Source organism: Rhizobium sp. SVR5-9E (genome assembly GCF_056755095.1).
This window is the reverse complement of sequence record NZ_JBNDHS010000072.1, coordinates 13,557-31,359: the sequence shown is the minus strand read 5'-3', so window position 1 is coordinate 31,359 and position 17,803 is coordinate 13,557. Positions and strand designations below refer to the sequence as shown.

General features: G+C 60.0%; 19 protein-coding genes. 10 read left to right on the top strand and 9 right to left on the bottom strand.

The genetic code is table 11. The features are described 5' to 3' along the window. The 6 genes from ACPYOJ_RS25440 to ACPYOJ_RS25415 form a co-directional block, all read left to right on the top strand. Positions 1-694: extracellular solute-binding protein (locus ACPYOJ_RS25440; RefSeq protein WP_481418724.1), on the top strand; the 694-nt coding region annotated here is incomplete at its 5' end. A 217-nt stretch (positions 695-911) separates the two neighbouring features. Beyond that, positions 912-1,898: an ABC transporter ATP-binding protein gene (locus ACPYOJ_RS25435; RefSeq protein ID WP_481418723.1), complete on the top strand. Its 987-nt coding sequence runs from the start codon at positions 912-914 to the stop codon at positions 1,896-1,898. Then, entirely contained in the window at positions 1,895-2,863 is a 969-nt protein-coding gene (locus ACPYOJ_RS25430) for an ABC transporter permease (protein ID WP_481418722.1), read from the top strand. Before ACPYOJ_RS25435 ends, ACPYOJ_RS25430 begins: the two co-directional genes overlap by 4 nt. Then, positions 2,853-3,668 (top strand): ABC transporter permease, encoded by an 816-nt coding sequence (locus tag ACPYOJ_RS25425; RefSeq protein WP_481418721.1) that lies wholly within the window; start codon positions 2,853-2,855, stop codon positions 3,666-3,668. The genes ACPYOJ_RS25430 and ACPYOJ_RS25425 overlap by 11 nt, the downstream gene beginning before the upstream one ends. Before the next feature lie 75 nt (positions 3,669-3,743). After that, entirely contained in the window at positions 3,744-5,171 is a 1,428-nt protein-coding gene (locus tag ACPYOJ_RS25420) for a gamma-aminobutyraldehyde dehydrogenase (protein ID WP_481418720.1), read from the top strand. Positions 5,172-5,238: 67 nt separating this feature from the next. Further along, on the top strand, positions 5,239-5,733 hold the full coding sequence (locus tag ACPYOJ_RS25415; protein ID WP_481418719.1) for an ester cyclase: 495 nt from the start codon (positions 5,239-5,241) through the stop codon (positions 5,731-5,733). 91 nt (positions 5,734-5,824) lie between these two features. Here the strand turns inward: ACPYOJ_RS25415 and ACPYOJ_RS25410 are convergent, their stop codons facing one another. After that, entirely contained in the window at positions 5,825-6,457 is a 633-nt protein-coding gene (locus tag ACPYOJ_RS25410; protein ID WP_481418718.1) for a YjbE family putative metal transport protein, read from the bottom strand. Positions 6,458-6,629: 172 nt separating this feature from the next. Between ACPYOJ_RS25410 and ACPYOJ_RS25405 the strand changes: the two genes are divergently transcribed. Next, on the top strand, positions 6,630-6,803 hold the full coding sequence (locus ACPYOJ_RS25405) for a DUF1328 domain-containing protein (RefSeq protein WP_168831366.1): 174 nt from the start codon (positions 6,630-6,632) through the stop codon (positions 6,801-6,803). A gap of 14 nt (positions 6,804-6,817) precedes the next feature. Here ACPYOJ_RS25405 and ACPYOJ_RS25400 read toward each other — a convergent pair whose 3' ends face one another. Both ACPYOJ_RS25400 and tal read right to left on the bottom strand, forming a co-directional pair. Beyond that, positions 6,818-7,480 carry a DUF1345 domain-containing protein gene (locus ACPYOJ_RS25400; protein ID WP_481418717.1) on the bottom strand — a complete coding sequence of 221 codons (663 nt, stop codon included), beginning with the start codon at positions 7,478-7,480 and terminating at the stop codon, positions 6,818-6,820. A gap of 95 nt (positions 7,481-7,575) precedes the next feature. Continuing rightward, positions 7,576-8,541, bottom strand: a complete 966-nt coding sequence (gene tal / locus ACPYOJ_RS25395) for a transaldolase (RefSeq protein WP_481418716.1) — start codon at positions 8,539-8,541, stop codon at positions 7,576-7,578. A 316-nt stretch (positions 8,542-8,857) separates the two neighbouring features. On the opposite strand from tal, the gene ACPYOJ_RS25390 reads away from it, so the two are divergent. Beyond that, complete coding sequence (locus tag ACPYOJ_RS25390) at positions 8,858-9,886, top strand: sugar-binding transcriptional regulator (protein ID WP_481418715.1); 1,029 nt, start codon at positions 8,858-8,860, stop codon at positions 9,884-9,886. Here the strand turns inward: ACPYOJ_RS25390 and ACPYOJ_RS25385 are convergent. Next, positions 9,877-10,749, bottom strand: coding sequence for a methylated-DNA--[protein]-cysteine S-methyltransferase (locus ACPYOJ_RS25385; RefSeq protein WP_481418714.1), 873 nt, complete (start codon positions 10,747-10,749; stop codon positions 9,877-9,879). The genes ACPYOJ_RS25390 and ACPYOJ_RS25385 overlap by 10 nt on opposite strands. A 70-nt stretch (positions 10,750-10,819) precedes the next feature. Beyond that, entirely contained in the window at positions 10,820-11,317 is a 498-nt protein-coding gene (locus ACPYOJ_RS25380) for a DUF2244 domain-containing protein (RefSeq protein ID WP_481418713.1), read from the bottom strand. Here ACPYOJ_RS25380 and nth point away from each other — a divergent pair. Next, positions 11,316-12,119 carry an endonuclease III gene (gene nth, locus ACPYOJ_RS25375; protein ID WP_481418712.1) on the top strand — a complete coding sequence of 268 codons (804 nt, stop codon included), beginning with the start codon at positions 11,316-11,318 and terminating at the stop codon, positions 12,117-12,119. The genes ACPYOJ_RS25380 and nth overlap by 2 nt on opposite strands. 18 nt (positions 12,120-12,137) lie before the next feature. Here nth and ACPYOJ_RS25370 read toward each other — a convergent pair whose 3' ends face one another. Further along, positions 12,138-12,851 (bottom strand): sulfate transporter family protein, encoded by a 714-nt coding sequence (locus tag ACPYOJ_RS25370; RefSeq protein WP_481418711.1) that lies wholly within the window; start codon positions 12,849-12,851, stop codon positions 12,138-12,140. A 228-nt stretch (positions 12,852-13,079) separates the two neighbouring features. On the opposite strand from ACPYOJ_RS25370, the gene ACPYOJ_RS25365 reads away from it, so the two are divergent. Further along, positions 13,080-13,934, top strand: a complete 855-nt coding sequence (locus tag ACPYOJ_RS25365; protein WP_168831359.1) for a MurR/RpiR family transcriptional regulator — start codon at positions 13,080-13,082, stop codon at positions 13,932-13,934. Between the two features lie 9 nt (positions 13,935-13,943). Here the strand turns inward: ACPYOJ_RS25365 and ACPYOJ_RS25360 are convergent, their stop codons facing one another. From ACPYOJ_RS25360 to ACPYOJ_RS25350, 3 genes are all read right to left on the bottom strand, one after another. Continuing rightward, complete coding sequence (locus ACPYOJ_RS25360; RefSeq protein WP_481418710.1) at positions 13,944-15,527, bottom strand: FGGY-family carbohydrate kinase; 1,584 nt, start codon at positions 15,525-15,527, stop codon at positions 13,944-13,946. Continuing rightward, entirely contained in the window at positions 15,527-16,216 is a 690-nt protein-coding gene (locus ACPYOJ_RS25355; RefSeq protein ID WP_481418709.1) for an HAD family hydrolase, read from the bottom strand. Before ACPYOJ_RS25355 ends, ACPYOJ_RS25360 begins: the two co-directional genes overlap by 1 nt. A gap of 92 nt (positions 16,217-16,308) precedes the next feature. Next, positions 16,309-17,787: a mannitol dehydrogenase family protein gene (locus ACPYOJ_RS25350; protein ID WP_481418708.1), complete on the bottom strand. Its 1,479-nt coding sequence runs from the start codon at positions 17,785-17,787 to the stop codon at positions 16,309-16,311. Positions 17,788-17,803: the final 16 nt, after the last annotated feature.

The following is a 17,803-nucleotide window of genomic DNA, read 5'->3' as shown; positions in this document are numbered from 1 at the left end:
CTTCAAGGATAAGGCGCCGACCAGCTGGAAGGTTGTCTTCGAGGAGGAAACACTTCCCGACGGCAAGTCCAACAAGGGGCGGGTCCAGGCCTATGACGGCCCGATCTATATCGCCGATGCTGCCCTCTATCTGATGGCGAACAAACCGGACCTCGGCATCAAAGACCCTTACGAGCTCAACGAAGATCAGTACAAGGCGGCCCTCGACTTGCTGCGCGGCCAGCGCAAGCTCGTCTCGCGTTACTGGCATGACGCGATGATCCAGATCGACGACTTCAAGAACGAAGGCGTCGCCGCTTCCGGGTCCTGGCCGTTCCAGGTCAACCTGATGCAGGCCGACAAGCAGAAAATTGCTTCAACCTTCCCGGAGGAAGGGGCCACCGGCTGGGCTGATACCACCATGCTTCACGCTGACAGCGAGCACCCGAATTGCGCCTACATGTGGATGGAGCACTCGCTGTCTGCGAAGGTTCAGGGCGACGCCGCCGCTTGGTTCGGCGCCGTCCCCTCCGTCCCGGCGGCCTGCAAGGGCAACGAACTGATGACCGATTCCGGCTGCAACACCAACGGCTTCGATCACTTCGACAAGATCAAGTTCTGGAAGACGCCGACAGCCAAGTGCACCAGCCAGGGCGAATGCGTGCCCTATCACCGCTGGGTATCGGACTATATCGGCGTCATCGGCGGGCGGTAATCGCTGCCACCTTCTCCCCTTTGGGGGAGAAGGTGGCCCGAAGGGTCGGATGAGGGGGCGCTGCGGCAGCCTCGCCCTCGCTTGAGCTCGGACGTTCGCTCCTTCCGTCGCTCACCCCCTCATCGCCTCGCTTTGCTCGGCACTTCTCCCCGATGGGGAGAAGTGGGAGTATGCCGCTCGCACTCCCACATCGATGAATTATCGTGGAGTTCCACCAATGACACCCGCTGTCCGTTTCCAAAAGGTCTCACGCCATTTTGGCCAGGTTCGCGCCGTCGATCGCGTCGATCTCGAAATCGCCTCGGGCGAATTCTTCGCGATGCTCGGCCCCTCCGGCTCGGGCAAGACGACATGCTTGCGCCTGATTGCCGGCTTCGAGCAGCCGACGGACGGACATATCGAGATCTTCGGCGAGACGGCCGGCGGCGTTCCGCCTTACCGGCGCAACGTCAATACCGTCTTCCAGGACTACGCGCTCTTCCCGCACCTCAACGTCGTCGACAATGTCGCCTACGGGCTGATGGTCAAGGGCATCGACAAGGCGGAACGCACTAGGGCGGCGGAACAGGCGCTGGAACTGGTGAAGCTCCCCGGCTATGGCGCCCGCCGTCCCGGTCAGCTTTCCGGGGGCCAGCGGCAGCGCGTGGCGCTGGCCCGCGCGCTGGTCAACAAACCGAAGGTGTTGCTGCTGGACGAACCACTCGGCGCGCTTGATCTGAAGCTGCGCGAACAGATGCAGGAGGAGCTGAAGAGCCTGCAGCGGGCGCTCGGCATCACCTTCGTCTTCGTCACCCACGATCAAGGCGAGGCACTCTCCATGGCCGACCGCGTCGCCGTCTTCAACAATGGCGGCATCGTCCAGGAGGGCACGCCGCATGATATCTATCGCCGCCCAAAGACCCGCTTCGTCGCCGATTTCGTCGGTTCCTCGAACGTCATCGCACCGGATCTGATGACCTCGCTTGGCGGCGAGAAACGCTGGGCGAGCCTGCGCCCCGAGGCGATCCATCTTTCTGGCGACGGGGTAGAAGCGAAGATCGAAAACACCAGTTTTCTTGGCGCCGCGACGCGCCTCACCGTCGACATCAAGGGCGCACGCCTGCACGTCACCCTGCCCGCCGGAACGCATGTACCTACTATCGGCGCGACCGTGCGCCTTCTCTGGCAGCCGGCCGACGTGCATTACATGGACGACGCGGCATGACGACGTTGACCCTCACAAAGCCCGTCGGCGCGACTTCGATTCTGCCCGGACGCGGCGGCTTCTTCGGCCGGCTGTCGGATGCCTTCTGGCGTCATCCGAAGCTGCTGCTCCTTCTGATGCTGACTCCGCCGCTGCTCTGGCTCGGCGTCATCTATATCGGCTCGCTGATCGCGCTCCTTCTGCAGAGCTTCTTCTCGATCGACGATTTCTCCGGTCTTATCAACTACGAGTTCACGCTCGCGACCTACGCGCAGCTTCTGAACCCCACCAATTTCGACATCATCGTCCGCACCGTCGTCATGGCGGCCATGGTGACGATTGCCTCTGCCTTCATCGCCTTTCCGATCGCCTATTACGCCGCACGCTATGCTCAAGGAAAATGGAAGGCCTTCTTCTATCTCAGTGTCATGCTGCCGCTCTGGTCGAGTTATCTGGTCAAGGTCTATGCCTGGAAGCTGGTTCTGGCGAAGGAAGGCATCCTGACCTGGATTTTCGCCAAGCTGCACCTCTCCTGGCTGCTCGACGGCGTTCTCGCCCTGCCCGTGGTCGGTGGCAATTCATTGTCGGTCAGCTATCTCGGGACCTTTATCGTCTTCGTCTATATCTGGCTGCCCTACATGATCCTGCCGACACAGGCCGCTCTCGAGCGCGTCCCGGCAAACCTGATCGAAGCCGCGTCCGATCTCGGCGCCACGCCGCAACAGACCTTCCGCACCGTGCTGTTTCCGCTGGCGCTACCCGGCATCGTCGCGGGCTCCATCTTCACATTCTCCCTGACGCTCGGCGACTACATCATCCCGCAGATCATTGGCTCCTCGCGCCTTTTCATCGGCCAGGCGGTCTATGCACAGCAGGGTACGGCGGGCAACGTACCACTCGCCGCCGCCTTCTCCGTCGTGCCGATCGTCATCATGGCCGTCTATCTCTGGCTTGCTAAAAAGCAGGGGGCTTTCGATGCGCTCTGATCGCCACCAGACATCGCCGCTATTGCTGAAGATCGCCGCTGCCGGCGGGCTGCTCTTCCTGCACCTGCCGATCCTTCTGATCTTCGTCTATGCCTTCACGACCGAGGAAAAAAGCTATCAATGGCCGCCGCCGGGGTTCACGTTGCAGTGGTTGGGCATCGCCTGGAACAGGCCGGACGTCTGGGCCGCCCTCGGGCTTTCCCTGCAGGTCGCCTGCATCGCGACAGCGATTGCGCTGGTGCTCGGTACGCTTTGCGCGGCCGCCGTCAGCCAGACCAGGTTCTTCGGCCGCGAAGCGATTTCGCTGCTCGTCATCCTGCCGATCGCGCTGCCCGGCATCATCACCGGCATTGCGCTGCGCTCGGCCTTCAGCCTGTTTGACATCCCGTTCTCGGTCTGGACGATCGTTCTCGGCCACGCCACCTTCTGCGTCGTGGTCGTCTACAACAATGCGGTTGCCCGCTTCCGCCGCACGTCCGCTTCGCTGATCGAAGCCTCGATGGATCTTGGCGCCGACGGTTTCCAGACATTCAGATACGTCATCCTGCCGAATATCGGCACGGCGCTTTTGGCCGGAGGCATGCTCGCCTTTGCGCTGTCCTTCGACGAGGTCATCGTCACGACCTTCACCGGCGGCCAGCAATCGACGCTGCCGATCTGGATGCTGGAAGAGCTCATCCGCCCGCGCCAGCGACCGGTCACCAACGTGGTCGCCATGGTCGTCGTGCTCGTCACTTTCCTGCCGATCCTGGCAGCCTACTACCTCACTCGCGACGGCGATCAGATCGCCGGAGCCGGCAAATAACCAGAGTGGGATGCGGAAAAGTGTGAAGCGGTTTTCCGTCCACATCCCACTCCGTCAACAATATGGGAGAACATCATGGACACCGCGATGCTGATTGGATCTCGTTTCGAAGCGGGCACGGAAACGGAAGAGCGCATCTTGAACCCGAAGACGGGCGAGACCGTGCTGAACCTGCCGGAAGCCTCGCTCGGCCAGATCGACGCCGCCGTGGAGGCGGCCGAAAAGGCATTCATGAGCTGGTCGCAGACGACACCCGCCGAGCGCTCCGGCTATCTTTTGAAGATCGCCGATGCGATCGAGAAGGATGCACAAGGTTTCGCCACGCTGGAAGCCTTGAACTGCGGCAAGCCGATCAATGCCGTGCTGAACGACGAAATACCGGCGATTGTGGATTGCTACCGCTTCTTTGCGGGCGCCGTCCGGAACCTGCATGGACCAGTCGCCGGCGAGTATCTGCCTAGTCATACCTCGATGATCCGCCGTGACCCGATCGGCATCGTCGGGTCGATTGCACCGTGGAACTATCCGCTGATGATGATGGCCTGGAAGCTCGCGCCAGCGATCGCCGGCGGCAACACCGTCGTCTTCAAGCCGTCCGAACAGACACCGCTGACCGCGCTGAAGATGGCGAAGCTCCTTGCCGAGATCCTGCCCGAAGGCGTTGTCAACGTCATCCTCGGCCGCGGCGAAAGCGTCGGCAATGCATTGATCAACCATCCGAAGATTTCGATGGTATCCATCACAGGCGACGTCGCAACCGGCAAGAAGGTGCTGCAGGCGGCCGCCAAGACCGTGAAGCGCACGCATCTGGAGCTCGGCGGCAAGGCGCCGGTCATCGTCTTCGACGACGCCGACATCGAGGCAGTCGTGTCCGGCATCCGCACCTTCGGCTACTACAATGCCGGCCAGGACTGCACCGCCGCCTGCCGCATCTATGCCGACGCCAAGATCTACGACCGGTTCGTCGCCGACCTCTCCTCGGCCGTCGCCAGCATCAAGTTCAACCAGGCCGATGATACCGAAAACGAGATCGGTCCATTGATCTCCAAGCGCCAGCGCGATCGCGTAGAAAGCTTCGTCGCGCGGGCCTCAGAACACAAGCACATGGAAATCACCGCCGGTGGCAAGATCTCCGGCGACAAGGGCTTCTTCTATGCTCCCACGGTCGTCGCCGGCGCAACGCAGGACGATGAAATCGTCCGCCGCGAGGTTTTCGGTCCTGTCGTTTCCGTCACCCGCTTCACCGATGTCGAGGACGCGGTCACCTGGGCGAACGACAGCGATTACGGCCTTGCCTCGTCCGTCTGGACCAAGGACATCAGCCGCGGCATGAAGACGGCCGCGCGCCTGCAGTATGGCTGCACCTGGATCAACACGCACTTCATGCTCACCAACGAGATGCCGCATGGCGGCCTGAAGCAATCCGGCTACGGCAAGGACATGTCGGTCTACGCACTGGAAGACTACACCGCCGTCCGTCACGTCATGATCAACCACGGCTGATCCGTGCGCCGGGCGGAACCGTCCGGCCGCAAACCAAACGAGCAACAACATAAAAAGGGGAACCCAAATGAAACGCCGTACCGTTCTTGCCGCCTTGGGCGGCATCTGCCTCGCCTCGACGCTTACAGGAATGCCAGCCTACGCCGCCGACCAGACACCGCTCGCGGTCGTCGAACAGTATCTGGCCGCCTGGAACGCCCATGATGCCGGCAAGGCCGCTGATCTTTTTGACGAAAAGGTCAGCTATTACGACGCGTCAGTCGGCAAGCCCACCGTCGGCAAGGCGGAAGCCAAGGCCGCGGTAATCGACAACTTCATGACCGCGGCGCCGGACCTCAAATGGGTGATGCGCGGCGATCCAATCGTCAGTGGAAACAAGGTTTCCTTCGAGTGGACCTTCTCGGGAACGAATAGCGGCGCTTGGGCGGATGGAACCCCGGCAACCAACAAGTCCTTCTCCTTCGATGGCGCCTCGGTCTTCGTTATAGAAAACAATGCGATCAAGCAGCAGTCGGACTATTACGATGCCCTTGGCTTCTACAAGCAGCTGGGTTTGATGTAACGTCCCGATGCCTGACGGCGACACCCCTTCGAAGGGCGTCGCCAACGGGCCGCTGGGCCGCACCTGCCGTTCCGTCTTTCAGCCTGAAGCTTCAGGCGGCATGGCCATAGAGAGCGAGCAGCTGTTCGCTGCCGTTCCACACCATGTCGAGCGCCACATAGACGATGATCGCAAGGCCGATCCAGCCGATCCACTTGAAGCGCTCGAGGAGCTTCGCGACGACGTTCGAAGCGAGGCCCATCAGCAACACCGAAAGGATGAGGCCGAAAATCAGCGCATTCATGTTCTCCTTGGCGGCGCCCGCAACGGCAAGCACGTTGTCGAGCGACATGGAGACATCGGCGAAGATAATTTGAGCGATCGCCTGCCGGAAGAGCTTCGGTTTCACATGCGGGTCATGGCCGGAAGCATCGCCGGCATGCGCCTGCTCCTCTGCCGCCGACAGCAATTCCTTGCCCATCGTCCAGCAGATCCACAGGAGCATCAGTCCGCCGGCAAGCGTGATGCCGGTAATCGCAAGCAGCTTCGCCGCGGCCACGGCGAAGACGATGCGGATGATTGCTGCGGCCGCGATGCCGACGGCAATCGCCTTGCCGCGCAGCTCGCTGACAAGGCCGGCGGCGGCCATGCCGATGACGATCACATTGTCCCCCGAGAGCAGGAGATTGATCATGATCACTTCGAAATAGGCGGAAATGGTATGCTGGTCCAGAAAGGCGGGCATGGAAAAGGCTTTCGTCGATGGGGCAAATCGATGTCCATCCCTTGAAACAGATCGGTCGAACTTTGGAAAGCCCCAATATGATAATTTGAGGAACGCCGTTCCGTTTTAAACGATTTGGAACAATTTCCCGTCTGCCGCGTAGCTTCTGGGACAAACGCAGAGGACAAACACCATGCTGAAATGGGCACTGATATTCTTGGTAATTTCGCTGATCGCCGGTTTCTTCGGTTTTTCCGGCATCTCCGCGGCCACCGCGACAATCGCGCGCGTGCTGTTCGGCATTGCTCTCGTTATCTTCTTGATCTTCCTGATCCTGGCGCTGCTAGCGGGACAGGCGATCCTATAGTCCGCAAGGTTTGCCTATAACAGGCTTGCCCCGACATTGATCGCGAGCGCCAGGATCGTCGTGTTGAACAGAAACGACAGCACTGCGTGGAGCAGCGTGATCTTGCGCATCGTCACGGAAGAGACGGCAACATCAGCCGTTTGCGCCGCCACGCCGATCGTGAATGAGAAATAGAGGAAGTCCCAATAGACCGGCTCTTCAATCCGATCGGGGAAGATCAGCCCATTTCCCTGTTCGCTGTAAAAGCGGTGGGCGTAGTGGATGGTGAAGAGCGTATGGAGGAACACCCAGGAGATAAGAATCGTGACGACCGCCTCGCCGGCTTTGGCCAATGCGATACTCGGCGCGGCGCTTTTGATGGAATGCAGCTCGAGACCGATACCGGCAATGCTTGCAAGTGCCGCCGCGATCGACAGGAACAGCACGAGGGTGTCGGAGAAATCCAGATCCTCCGCCCGCCTCCTGATATCCGCAACCGTTGCTCGAAGCATTCTTCTCCAACTGATGCCGATGAAGACCATGGCCGCGACGTTCCAGCCGATCAGAACATGGTCGGCGCCCACGCGTACGGAGTTCAGGACCAGAAAAGCGGCAAGGCCGGAAATAAAGGCGATAATGACGCTCGAGTGCCGGGTGACAGAGGTCACCGTTAAGCCGCCCTGGTCGTCATCCGCCATGGATTTTCTCCGGCCCCGTTGCCATCGATACTAATAGGAAAATGGCGCGGCCGCTCTTGGCGGACGCGCCATTCCAGTCGTCTCATGCAAACATCTTAGGCGGCAGCGAGCTGCAGTTCCTTGCGAACCATTGCACGAAGCGCCCCCAGGTCCTTGGCGAAAGCACGGATGCCTTCGGCAAGCTTTTCGGTTGCCATGGCATCTTCGTTCATCAGCCAGCGGAAAGTCTTCTCGTCGATTTCGATCTTCGGCTCGGCCTTCTTCGCTTCCGGCGAAAGCCTGCGCGCAAGCGTGCCCTGATCGTTTGCGAGTTCATCGAGCAATGCCGGGCTGATCGTCAGGCGATCGCAACCGGCCAGCGCTTCGATTTCGCCGACATTGCGGAACGAAGCACCCATGACGATCGTCTTGATGTCGTGCGACTTGTAGTAATTGTAGATGTCACGGACCGACTGAACGCCCGGATCCTCTTCCGCAGTGTAGTCCTTGCCGGTCGACTTCTTGTACCAGTCGAGGATACGACCAACGAAAGGCGAGATGAGGAAGACCTTCGCGTCAGCGCAAGCAATCGCTTGAACTTTGGAGAAGAGAAGCGTCAGGTTGCAGTCGATACCTTCCTTCTGCAGCACTTCCGCAGCACGGATCCCTTCCCAGGTGGATGCAAGCTTGATCAGGATGCGATCTTTCTCGATGCCACGTTCCTTGTAGGCGGCAATGATGGCGCGCGCCTTGGCGATGGATGCTTCCGTATCGAAGGAGAGGTCGGCGTCTACCTCCGTCGAAACACGCCCGGGAACGAGTTTCGACAAAGCAGCGCCGACGGAAATCGCCAGCCGATCCGCAACGGCAGCCGCAGCCTCATCGGTATTTCCGCCCCGCTTCTTTCCCCAGGCCACAGCTTCCTTGACCGCATCGGCAAACATGGGCGTGCCGAGCGCCTTCAAAACGATGGTCGGGTTGGTGGTGCAATCCACCGGCTTCAGGCGCGCGACGGCCTCGATATCGCCGGTATCGGCGACAACCGTGGTCATTTCGCGGAGTTGGTCAAGCTTGGATGTCATGGTCAAATTCCCTTGTGAACTCGAACTGCTACCTTGCGCTGCGAACCGGCGCGAGCTCCGGTAATTGAGGTAATCTACGGACAGACGATTTGCATGCAATAGGCGGAAGGCGACCCGTCACTTTCCGCGCCTATACATTGCCTTACCCGGACGAGTACGACTTTGTCAGCAGCGACTATCATCGTTTCGTCAATCGAAAGTCAAGGACATTTGTGCATTTCAATTGACATAAGTGTCACGCGCGTCATTATCGCCGGTACCGGGCTCTTCTTCCTTCTCGAAGGGTAATTAGGGTCGAATTTGCACGGGAGAAGATGTGGTCAAGCTGAAACGCGGCACGCACACGGCCTACTCCGAAGCCTCCTCTTTGAGGCTGCGCGCCGCGTGGCTATACTACAATCAAGGCCTGACGCAGAAGGATGTCGCCGAACAGCTCGGCATCAGCCGAACCACCGTCATCCGCCTGCTCGACGAAGCGATGAGGCGCAGCGAGGTGCAGATCTGGATCAATGATTCAATCGGTGATTGCGTCGAGTTGTCGGTGAAGCTGGAGAGGGCCTATGGCCTCGACGAGGCGATCGTTGTTCCCGCTCCAGCGCGTTGCGACGCCGAGAGCCTGGCGAAAAACGTCGGCCTCGCTCTTGGCCAGTTCCTGTCCGAAGCAATCCCTGACGATTATACGATCGGCGTCGGCTGGGGCCGCACGATGACGGCTTCGCTTTCGAGCTTCCGGCCACCGCGCCGCGTCAATTGCAAGGTCGTCTCGCTCCTCGGCGGCATTGTCGCGGTGCATCAAACGAACCCGATCGACTATACGTGGCGGCTCGCGAGTCAGCTTGGTGCGGAGTGCTACATGTTCCTCTCGCCGCTGCTTGTCGACTCGGTCGAGACCAAGCGCAACCTGATCGAAAAATGCGGGCTCGACGCGATCTATCGATTGGCCGAAGATCTCGATCTCGCGATCGTCAGTTGCGGGGACATCGGTCCTCATTCGACGTCGCTGTCGGAAGGCTGGATTTCGAAGACGGAACTGCAGCAGCTGATCGATGCCGGCTGTGTCTGCGACACGATGTTCAATTTTCTCGACGAGGACGGCAACACTGTCGATCATTCGATCAACAGCCGCGTCATGTCAGTCGATCTCGATACGCTGAAGAACGCCAGGCACATCGTGCTCGCCTCGGGCGGCGCCCACCGCGCCGTCGCCATTCGCGCCACCATAAGGCGTATCGGCTGCAATACGCTGATCACCGACGAGAGCGCAGCCAGGGCGCTGCTGGAGCTGACGGAGACCGCACAGCTTGCGTCTTCTCCCCGGCGAGGAGAGGAGAACCCTCAGGCCTGACCGGCTTCCCAGCCAAGCATTGCCCGCTTTCGGGTGAGGCCCCAGTGATACCCTGTCAGCGCCCCGCTCTTGCCGACGGCACGATGGCATGGCACCACGAAGGATATCGGGTTGGCACCGACGGCAGCGCCTACAGCACGCATCGCCTTGGGATTGCCGATGTCATTGGCAATATCGCTGTAGGTCACAGCCTTGCCGAACGGAATCTTCAAGAGGCTTTCCCAGACGCGCACCTGAAAATCCGTGCCGATGAGCACGACGCGCAGCGGCTGGTTGGCCGACCACTTGCCCGGATCGAAGATGCGCTCGCAATAAGGCGCCGTCGCCTGCCGATCCTCGACATATTCGGCATTCGGCCAGCGGCAGCTCATGTCTTCAAGACAGGCAGCCTCGTCGCCAAGATCGCTGAAGGCAAGGCCGGCAAGGCCGCGATCGGTCACCATGACCAGTGCGACGCCGAACGGCGACTGGTGGAAGGCGTAGCGGATCGTCAGGCCACCACCGCGTGCTTTCCACTCGCCCGGCGACATCGCCTCATGGGTGACGAAGAGGTCGTGAAGACGGCTCGGGCCGGAAAGGCCCACTTCGATCGAGGTTTCAAGCAGCGGCATGTTTTCCTGGCGCAGCAACCGCTTTGCATGGTCGAGCGTGACTGCCTGCAGGAACGCCTTTGGCGAAAGCCCGGCCCAGCGGGTAAACGTCTTCTGGAGTTGCGTCGGCGATTGGTTGAGCCGCGCGGCGATCGCCTCCAGCGACGGCTGGTCGCGATAGTCCTCGGTGATGAGTTCGATGACCTGACGCACGGTCTCGTAGTCCGGACCCGCCGGCGTCATGTCTCTGTTCAGATTTGCGATCATATTCATCGTTCTTCTCCTTGTAACAAGGAGATAGTCAAGAGGACGGCTACAAGCCACCCGTTTCTTGCGGCACGGTTCAAATGCGTTGCTTGACCGTTGCGAGCGCGCATTTGAAGGCTCTGGCGAAGCTTTCGCGGTCATCCGGATTGAGGAAGGAGCCGATATCCGTCCGCCGGCCCTCGCCGAAAATATGCATGGAGAGAATGCCGATCTCCTGATGGCGGCGCACCAGGAAGCGCGCCCAGAACGGATTGAAGTGATGCTCCACCATTCTCCCGGAAGGCGTAAATTTTCGGATCGCGACATCGGTGCGCGAAACCGTCACTTCCTCGCGCGCCTTTCCGGAGCGATAGTTAAGCCAGAAGGCACCGTAAAGCAGGGCGAAATCCAGCCCGAAGAAGAAGCCGATCGGCCAAGCCCCGGTGACGATAAAGAACATCCCGTACATGAAGCAGACAGCACCGGAAAGCAGAAGCAACACCCTGAAGCCCTTGCGCCCGAGCGACCGGTAAGGGAAAAGTTCGGCTGCAAAAACAGGCTTGTCGTTCGCCCTCTCGGCGTTGCTTTCTGTCATGGCCGATGAGTATAGATTGTCCATGTCCGAACCGAAACTCAAATCCGCCCGCAAAGCTCCGCAAAACTCAAAAGTGATCACCCGCGACAAGACTGCCGCCGTGCGCACCGTATACTCGGAAGCCGAGCGCGAGGAGATATTCCACCGGTTCTCGGTCCAGCGGCCGGAGCCGAGGGGCGAGCTGGAGCACACCAATCCGTTCACGCTGATCGTGGCCGTCGCGCTCTCCGCCCAGGCGACCGACGCTGGCGTCAACAAGGCAACGCGGGCGCTCTTCAAGGTGGCAGACACACCGGAAAAGATGCTGGCGCTCGGGGAGGGACGCCTCCGCGACTACATCAAGACGATTGGCCTTTACCGCAACAAGGCTAAGAACGTCATGGCGCTTTCGCAGATGCTGATCGACGAATTCGCCGGCCAGGTGCCGCAGACCCGCGATGAGCTCGTGCGTTTGCCGGGCGTGGGCCGCAAGACCGCCAATGTGGTTTTATCGATGGCCTTCGGTCAGGCAACCATTGCGGTGGATACGCACATCTTCCGGATCGCGAACCGCATCAAGCTGGCGCCGGGAAAGACGCCGGATGAGGTGGAAGAGCGCCTGATGAAGGTAATCCCCAAGCACTATCTCTACCACGCCCATCACTGGCTGATCCTGCATGGCCGCTATACCTGCAAAGCTAGGCGGCCGGAATGCGAGCGCTGCATTATTGCCGATCTCTGCAAATCGCCGGAAAAGAGCTGCGATATACCGGCACCGCTGGTCGAGCTGCCGCCGCAGGTGATCGGTGAGGCCATCGAGTAGGGCACCATCCTCGATGGTCTACCGGCGAAAGCCCATATCCTTCTGGGAGACCAATTTATAAAGGTGCACCATCATGCCTGCTGCAAAGAGCGGCGTCAGCAAGTTGAGGATGGGGATCGCCAGAAAAACGGCGATCACGAGGCCGCCGAAAAAGACCGTCGACGCGTGCTTCGCCCTGAATAGCCGCGCCTCTTCCGGTGGACGGAAGCGCATCGCCGCAAATTCAAAAAACTCGCGCCCGAGCAGATAGCCGTTGACCAGGAAAAAGGCGATCAGGTTCACGCCCGGAATGAACAACAGGAGGAGCGCCACGATATTGCCGGCGATCACCACGCCCAGGAACTTAAGCGAACTGGCGATTGCCGGGCCGAGCGGCATCGCCGTGCCCGGGGCGTCTTCCGGATAGTCCCGTCTCTCCACGACTTCCGCCACGTCATCGAGAAACAAACCGGCGATCAGTGCGGTAACCGGTGACAACAGCAGCGCAAGCCCCAGCGCAAGACCAATGCTTGCAAGAATTGCGAAGACGAAACTCAGCCAACCCGCCCAATCCGGCACGTCGGGAAAGAAACCAGCTACCCAGGGAAACAGAAAGGTTATGAACAGGCTTCGAAGCAAGAACCAGAGGCCGACCAGAACCAGGATCGTAAGTCCCAGCACCTTCCAGAAAACCGAGCGGGTCTCCCGTGCGAAGAGATTGGCGAACGAAAGGCGCGCGGCATCAAGGATCATTCTTGGCATCTCCGTTGTGCCTGCGCATGTAGGAATCTCAACGTCTGACCGCAAGCGGAAATAAATTCATGCAAGAAGGGAAAACTTGTCTAAAATAACACACTAATATATAGTTTTAGATAACCGAGATAAACTGAACCTGACACGCAGCTTCCGGAAATAGTTGCAAACGGCAAGTCTCGCCATAGCGCATCCGAGAAATGCTTCTGGGAGGTCGGGGAGGCCGACGTGGAGGATTTTGTTCAGAAGCTTAGAAATTATGTGAAGTCCGGCACACCGGCTGAGCGGCGGATCGCAAAATACTTCACCGAGCACCTGAATGACCTTCCTTTCGAGACTGCCGCCTCCGTCGCCGATCGTCTTGACCTTAGCCCGATGACGGTGGGCCGATTTCTGCGCGCGCTCGGCTACCAAGGCCTCGACAGCGTCAAGGTCCATTTTCGCGAAACCGCCGTCACCTCTCCTACCCAGCTTCAAACATCCCTCAGCGAGTTGCAGACCGATGCCTCGGACGGAAAGCCGCTTGCGCTGCTCGTCACCGAGCAGATCCAGGCGCTGCATCACCTCTACCATCTGACCGCACAGACGCACTGGTCCGAAGCTGTCGCGATGATCGGGGCGGCGCGTGAGGTTTTCATTGCGACGCATGTGCGCCTCGCCGGCATCGCGGCGCACTTTGCGCAGCGGCTGATACGCTCCCGCGATGGCGTCCATGCGCTGGACGGTTCAGGAAGCCGTTTCGCGGAGCTCTTCGCACGTCAAAGCGGCGAGGGCGCTCTTCTGATTATCGTCGATTGCCGCCGCTTCGGCAGAGCGCGCCTTTTGGCAAGGACGGCTCGGCGCTTCGGTTACAAGGTCGTGCTGATCGCCACTGAAAACAACGATTGGCTGCCGGATCAGACCAACATTATGCTGACATTACCGCCTGCCCGCTCGCCTGATGACGATAACCTTCCTCCGCTCGTCGCTCTGCTCGACTGTTTGTCGGAATCCGTCATCATAGCGGCGGGTGAAGAGGCCATCGAGCGCAGCCGCCGGATGCTGGAATTCGGAACGATTCTCGGAGAAAGCGGCAGCCACTAGGGTCAGGACCTAGCTCATCGTTTCCAGTTCGGCCCGGTGGCGGTACATGGCGAGGAACCGCCGGTATTCACGGTCGTACATCGCCTGTTTCGCCCCATCCGGCACCCGCTCCTCGCCGCCCGGATACATTGCACAGCCGGCCGCCGCGAGGTCCTTGTGCAAGCCGCAGGCCACGGAGGCCGCGATCGCGGTGCCCAGCAAGACGGCCTCGTTCATCTTCGGCACCACGACTTTGCAGCCCGTCGCATCCGAATAAAGCTCCATCAGTACCGGGTTTTTCACATGCCCGCCCGCCATATGCAGCGTGTCGGGCGCGTAGCCATATTCCTTCATCTTTTCGAGAATATGCCGGGTTCCAAGCGCAATGCTGACAGCGGTGCGCCAATAAAGCGCGCAAAGCCCATCGAACGAGGTATCGAGGGTCATGCCGCTGATGACGCCAACGCCGTGCGGATCGGCAAGCGGCGAGCGGTTGCCGTGGAAATCCGGCAGCACGAAGATACGCGCGCCGAACGCGTTCCCCTCTTCGGCGCGCAGTTGCGCAATGCGAGACACGATCTTCTGATGCAAGGCCGCTGTCGGCTCGCCGCCTGCCGCATGCATGCGGACGATATGGTCGAGCAGCGCCCCCGTCGCAGATTGGCCGGCCTCGACAAGCCACAGTTTCCTGAAGACCGCCTCGTAATAAGGCCCCCACATCCCGTGGCTTGGCTTGGGTTCGCGCGAGAACGAGACGATGCAGCTCGAGGTCCCCGCGATGAGCGCGAGTTGATGCTCCAGCCTTGACGGATCGCCCGCATATCCCGCAAGCGCGCCCAGCGCGCCCGCATAAGCGTCAATCATGCCCGCCGAAACGTGGCAATCCGTCGTGAGTCCGAGAGCCGATGCGGCTTCCTCCGTGAGCGTGCCGACGCTTTCGCCAACTGGCGTCGTCCTGTCAGGCAGGCGACCGCGCTCCTGCAGGTCTTCCAAGCCGATCTGCTTCAGAAAGTCCTGCTGCCAACCCGTTTCAGTGTGCGCAAGATAGTTCCACTTCGCCGTCAGTGTGCAGCGCGAGCGCGCGAGCGAGCCGGTTGCCTTCCAGGTCATGAAATCCGCGAGATCGAAGAAATAGCCCGCTTTCATCCAGGTGCCGGGCAGCTGTTTCTTCAGCCACATCAGCTTCGGCATTTCCATTTCCGGTGACATGAAGTGTCCGGAATGCTCGAGAACCGCATGCGCGGTTGCCGTGCAGAAATCGGCCTCTTTCAGCGCTCGATGGTCGAGCCAGACAATCGTGTCGAAGCGTCGTTCCCCACCGGTCGAAACGCTGATCTGCGCGCCATAGACATCGCGGACGACCAGCGAGCATGTGGCGTCGAAACCGATTGCACCGACTGACGCAGGCGACACGCCCGATTCACCCATCGCTTTGCGAACGGCAATGCAGGCTGCGGACCAGATGTCTTCGGAATCGTGTTCGGCGTGGTTTTCGCGCGGCCGGTTCATGATGATCGGATGTTCAGCCTTGCCCAGCAGGCGGCCGTGAGCGTCGAAGACGCCGGCCCGCGCGCTGCCGGTGCCGACATCCACCGCAACCACATGATCATGCATCAAGGATGTGCCCCATCCAGGTTTCGTTTCTGGATAAGGTGTATCAAATCCGGCATTGCGTCAAACACGCATTCAGGAGAAAGCCTATCGAGTTCAGCACGATAACCGGCAAAATTGGCATGCGAGCCGCCGGTAAAGGCAAAAACTGTCATGCCCGCAGCCTTGGCGGCCTCGACGCCCGCCGGGCTATCCTCGATCACAATGCAATTCTTCGGATCGACATGCATTTCGCGCGCCGCATGTAAGAACAGATCCGGCGCCGGCTTGCCATTCTTCACCATCGACGCGCTGAAGATGTTCGGCAGCTTGTTGATGAGCCCGGTGACGGTGAGCGACAACCGGATGCGCTCGACCTGGCTCGACGAGGCAACGCAGCACGGGATGCTGAGCGCGTCGATCGCCGCGCCTACGCCGTCGATCGGCTTCAGTTCGCGCCGGAACCGCGCATAGAGATCAGTACGGATTTGTTCCAGAAATTCATTTCCGGCATGGACCTGATACTGACTCTTCATCGTCTCAATGACGGTGGCTAGGCTCTTGCCGAGGAAGCGACCATAGACCTCTTCTTCGGTGATCTGCACACCGAGATCGTTCATCGCCTTGACGAGAACGCTGACCGAAATCGGTTCGCTATCAACGAGAACGCCGTCGCAATCGAAGATGACTAGGCGCGTTTCATCATCAGCCATGAAAGACCAACCAGGTTTCGGTTCGGATGCAATCACCCCGCCTGTATGCGAGGGCGGATCGACGGCGGCAGAACTGCCGCCACGTTGATTTCCTACACTGCAAGTTTGCCGTCGAGATAGAGATGCAACGTCTCGCGCGTGCCCTTTTCCCACAGCGTTTTCAGGGCGTGTGCGAAGCGTTTGCGGAAGAGCTCGGATTTGGCGACTTCGCCGAAGATGTCGTCGAACACCAGGAAGGCCATCGGATCGTCCTTGGCCTTGAGCGCTGCCGCATGGAGACGGTCCGCGCTGGCGTCGTTGAAAACGATCTCCTTGCCACTGTCCGTCTTGCCCGCGAAATAGCGGCACCACAAAGCCGAAACCAGCGACAGTCCAACCACATCCTTACCCTGCCGCAGATTGTCAAGCGTCGAAGGCAGGATGAACTTCGGCTGACGGTTCGATCCGTCCTGCGCCAGACGCGGGATCGTATCGGCGATCTTCGGGTTGAGAAGGCGACGTTCGATCAATGCGAAATAGTCCTTGAGGGATGTACTCGGAACCGGCGGAACGATGGGGATGATCTCGTCGTTCTCGAGCTTGGCTAGGAAGGCGCGGATCAGCGGGTCTTCCATCGAGTCGTGAACGAAATGGATGTCCATTAGCGCTGCCGGATAGGCAATCGCCGCATGGCCACCATTCAGGATGCGGATCTTCATATGCTCGTAGGGCGTAACGTCCGGCACGAAGGTGACGCCAGCCTTTTCGAGTGCCGGCCGGCCAGCTGTGAACTTGTCCTCCAAAACCCACTGCTTGAATTCTTCGCAATAGACCGGCCAGTTGTCCTCGATGCCGAAGGCGTCCTTCAGCAGATCGATCTCGCGCTGCCCCGTCGCCGGCGTGATGCGGTCGACCATCGCATTCGGGAAAGCGATGTTTGCCTTGATCCATACCGCGAAGGCCGGATCGGAAAGCTCCGCCGTTCCCACGACGGCGTTTGCGGTCACCACACCGTTGTGCGGAATGTTGTCGCACGACATCACCGTAAAGGGCCCGATGCCCTTTTCCTTGCGGGCCTTAAGACCGGCAACGATCAGGCCGAAGACGGTCTTCGGCTCGGAGGGGTTCTGCCCGTCCGCGACGATCGCCGGATGGCGCGGATTAAACTTGCCCGAGGCGTCGATGAAATAGCCGCCTTCGGTGATCGTCATCGAAACAATGCGGATTGCAGGATCGGCGAGCTTGGCGATGATCGCTTTGGCATCACCGACCGGCAGAATGTCGACCATCGGGCCGGTGACACGCGCAGCTGTCCTGTTATTATCCTGCTCGACCACCGTCGTCAGAAAGTCCTGCGCGGCAAGCTTCTCGCGCATTGCCGCATCCGACGGCAGCATGCCGGCGCCGATGATTGCCCAGTCGTGGTCCTGACCCTGGTTGAAAAGATCGTCGAGATAGATCGCCTGATGGGCGCGGTGGAAATTGCCGACGCCGAAGTGCAGGATGCCTGCCTTGAGCGAGGCTCGGCCATAAGCCGGGATGGCCGCCGTCTTGGCGGCATCAGGGAGCGTCGCCAGCGATATTTTCGTCATGTTTCAGTCCTCTTGA

What these genes read in the sequence shown, in the direction of transcription:
- ACPYOJ_RS25360 (WP_481418710.1), bottom strand. Translation starts at nt 15,527, where the DNA reads ATGCATGATCATGTGGTTGCGGTGGATGTCGGCACCGGCAGCGCGCGG.
- ACPYOJ_RS25435 (WP_481418723.1), top strand. Translation starts at nt 912, where the DNA reads ATGACACCCGCTGTCCGTTTCCAAAAGGTCTCACGCCATTTTGGCCAG.
- ACPYOJ_RS25405 (WP_168831366.1), top strand. Translation starts at nt 6,630, where the DNA reads ATGCTGAAATGGGCACTGATATTCTTGGTAATTTCGCTGATCGCCGGT.
- nth (WP_481418712.1), top strand. Translation starts at nt 11,316, where the DNA reads ATGGCCGATGAGTATAGATTGTCCATGTCCGAACCGAAACTCAAATCC.
- ACPYOJ_RS25415 (WP_481418719.1), top strand. Translation starts at nt 5,239, where the DNA reads ATGAAACGCCGTACCGTTCTTGCCGCCTTGGGCGGCATCTGCCTCGCC.
- ACPYOJ_RS25370 (WP_481418711.1), bottom strand. Translation starts at nt 12,851, where the DNA reads ATGATCCTTGATGCCGCGCGCCTTTCGTTCGCCAATCTCTTCGCACGG.
- ACPYOJ_RS25430 (WP_481418722.1), top strand. Translation starts at nt 1,895, where the DNA reads ATGACGACGTTGACCCTCACAAAGCCCGTCGGCGCGACTTCGATTCTG.
- ACPYOJ_RS25385 (WP_481418714.1), bottom strand. Translation starts at nt 10,749, where the DNA reads ATGAATATGATCGCAAATCTGAACAGAGACATGACGCCGGCGGGTCCG.
- ACPYOJ_RS25355 (WP_481418709.1), bottom strand. Translation starts at nt 16,216, where the DNA reads ATGGCTGATGATGAAACGCGCCTAGTCATCTTCGATTGCGACGGCGTT.
- tal (WP_481418716.1), bottom strand. Translation starts at nt 8,541, where the DNA reads ATGACATCCAAGCTTGACCAACTCCGCGAAATGACCACGGTTGTCGCC.
- ACPYOJ_RS25380 (WP_481418713.1), bottom strand. Translation starts at nt 11,317, where the DNA reads ATGACAGAAAGCAACGCCGAGAGGGCGAACGACAAGCCTGTTTTTGCA.
- ACPYOJ_RS25400 (WP_481418717.1), bottom strand. Translation starts at nt 7,480, where the DNA reads ATGGCGGATGACGACCAGGGCGGCTTAACGGTGACCTCTGTCACCCGG.
- ACPYOJ_RS25425 (WP_481418721.1), top strand. Translation starts at nt 2,853, where the DNA reads ATGCGCTCTGATCGCCACCAGACATCGCCGCTATTGCTGAAGATCGCC.
- ACPYOJ_RS25410 (WP_481418718.1), bottom strand. Translation starts at nt 6,457, where the DNA reads ATGCCCGCCTTTCTGGACCAGCATACCATTTCCGCCTATTTCGAAGTG.
- ACPYOJ_RS25350 (WP_481418708.1), bottom strand. Translation starts at nt 17,787, where the DNA reads ATGACGAAAATATCGCTGGCGACGCTCCCTGATGCCGCCAAGACGGCG.
- ACPYOJ_RS25420 (WP_481418720.1), top strand. Translation starts at nt 3,744, where the DNA reads ATGGACACCGCGATGCTGATTGGATCTCGTTTCGAAGCGGGCACGGAA.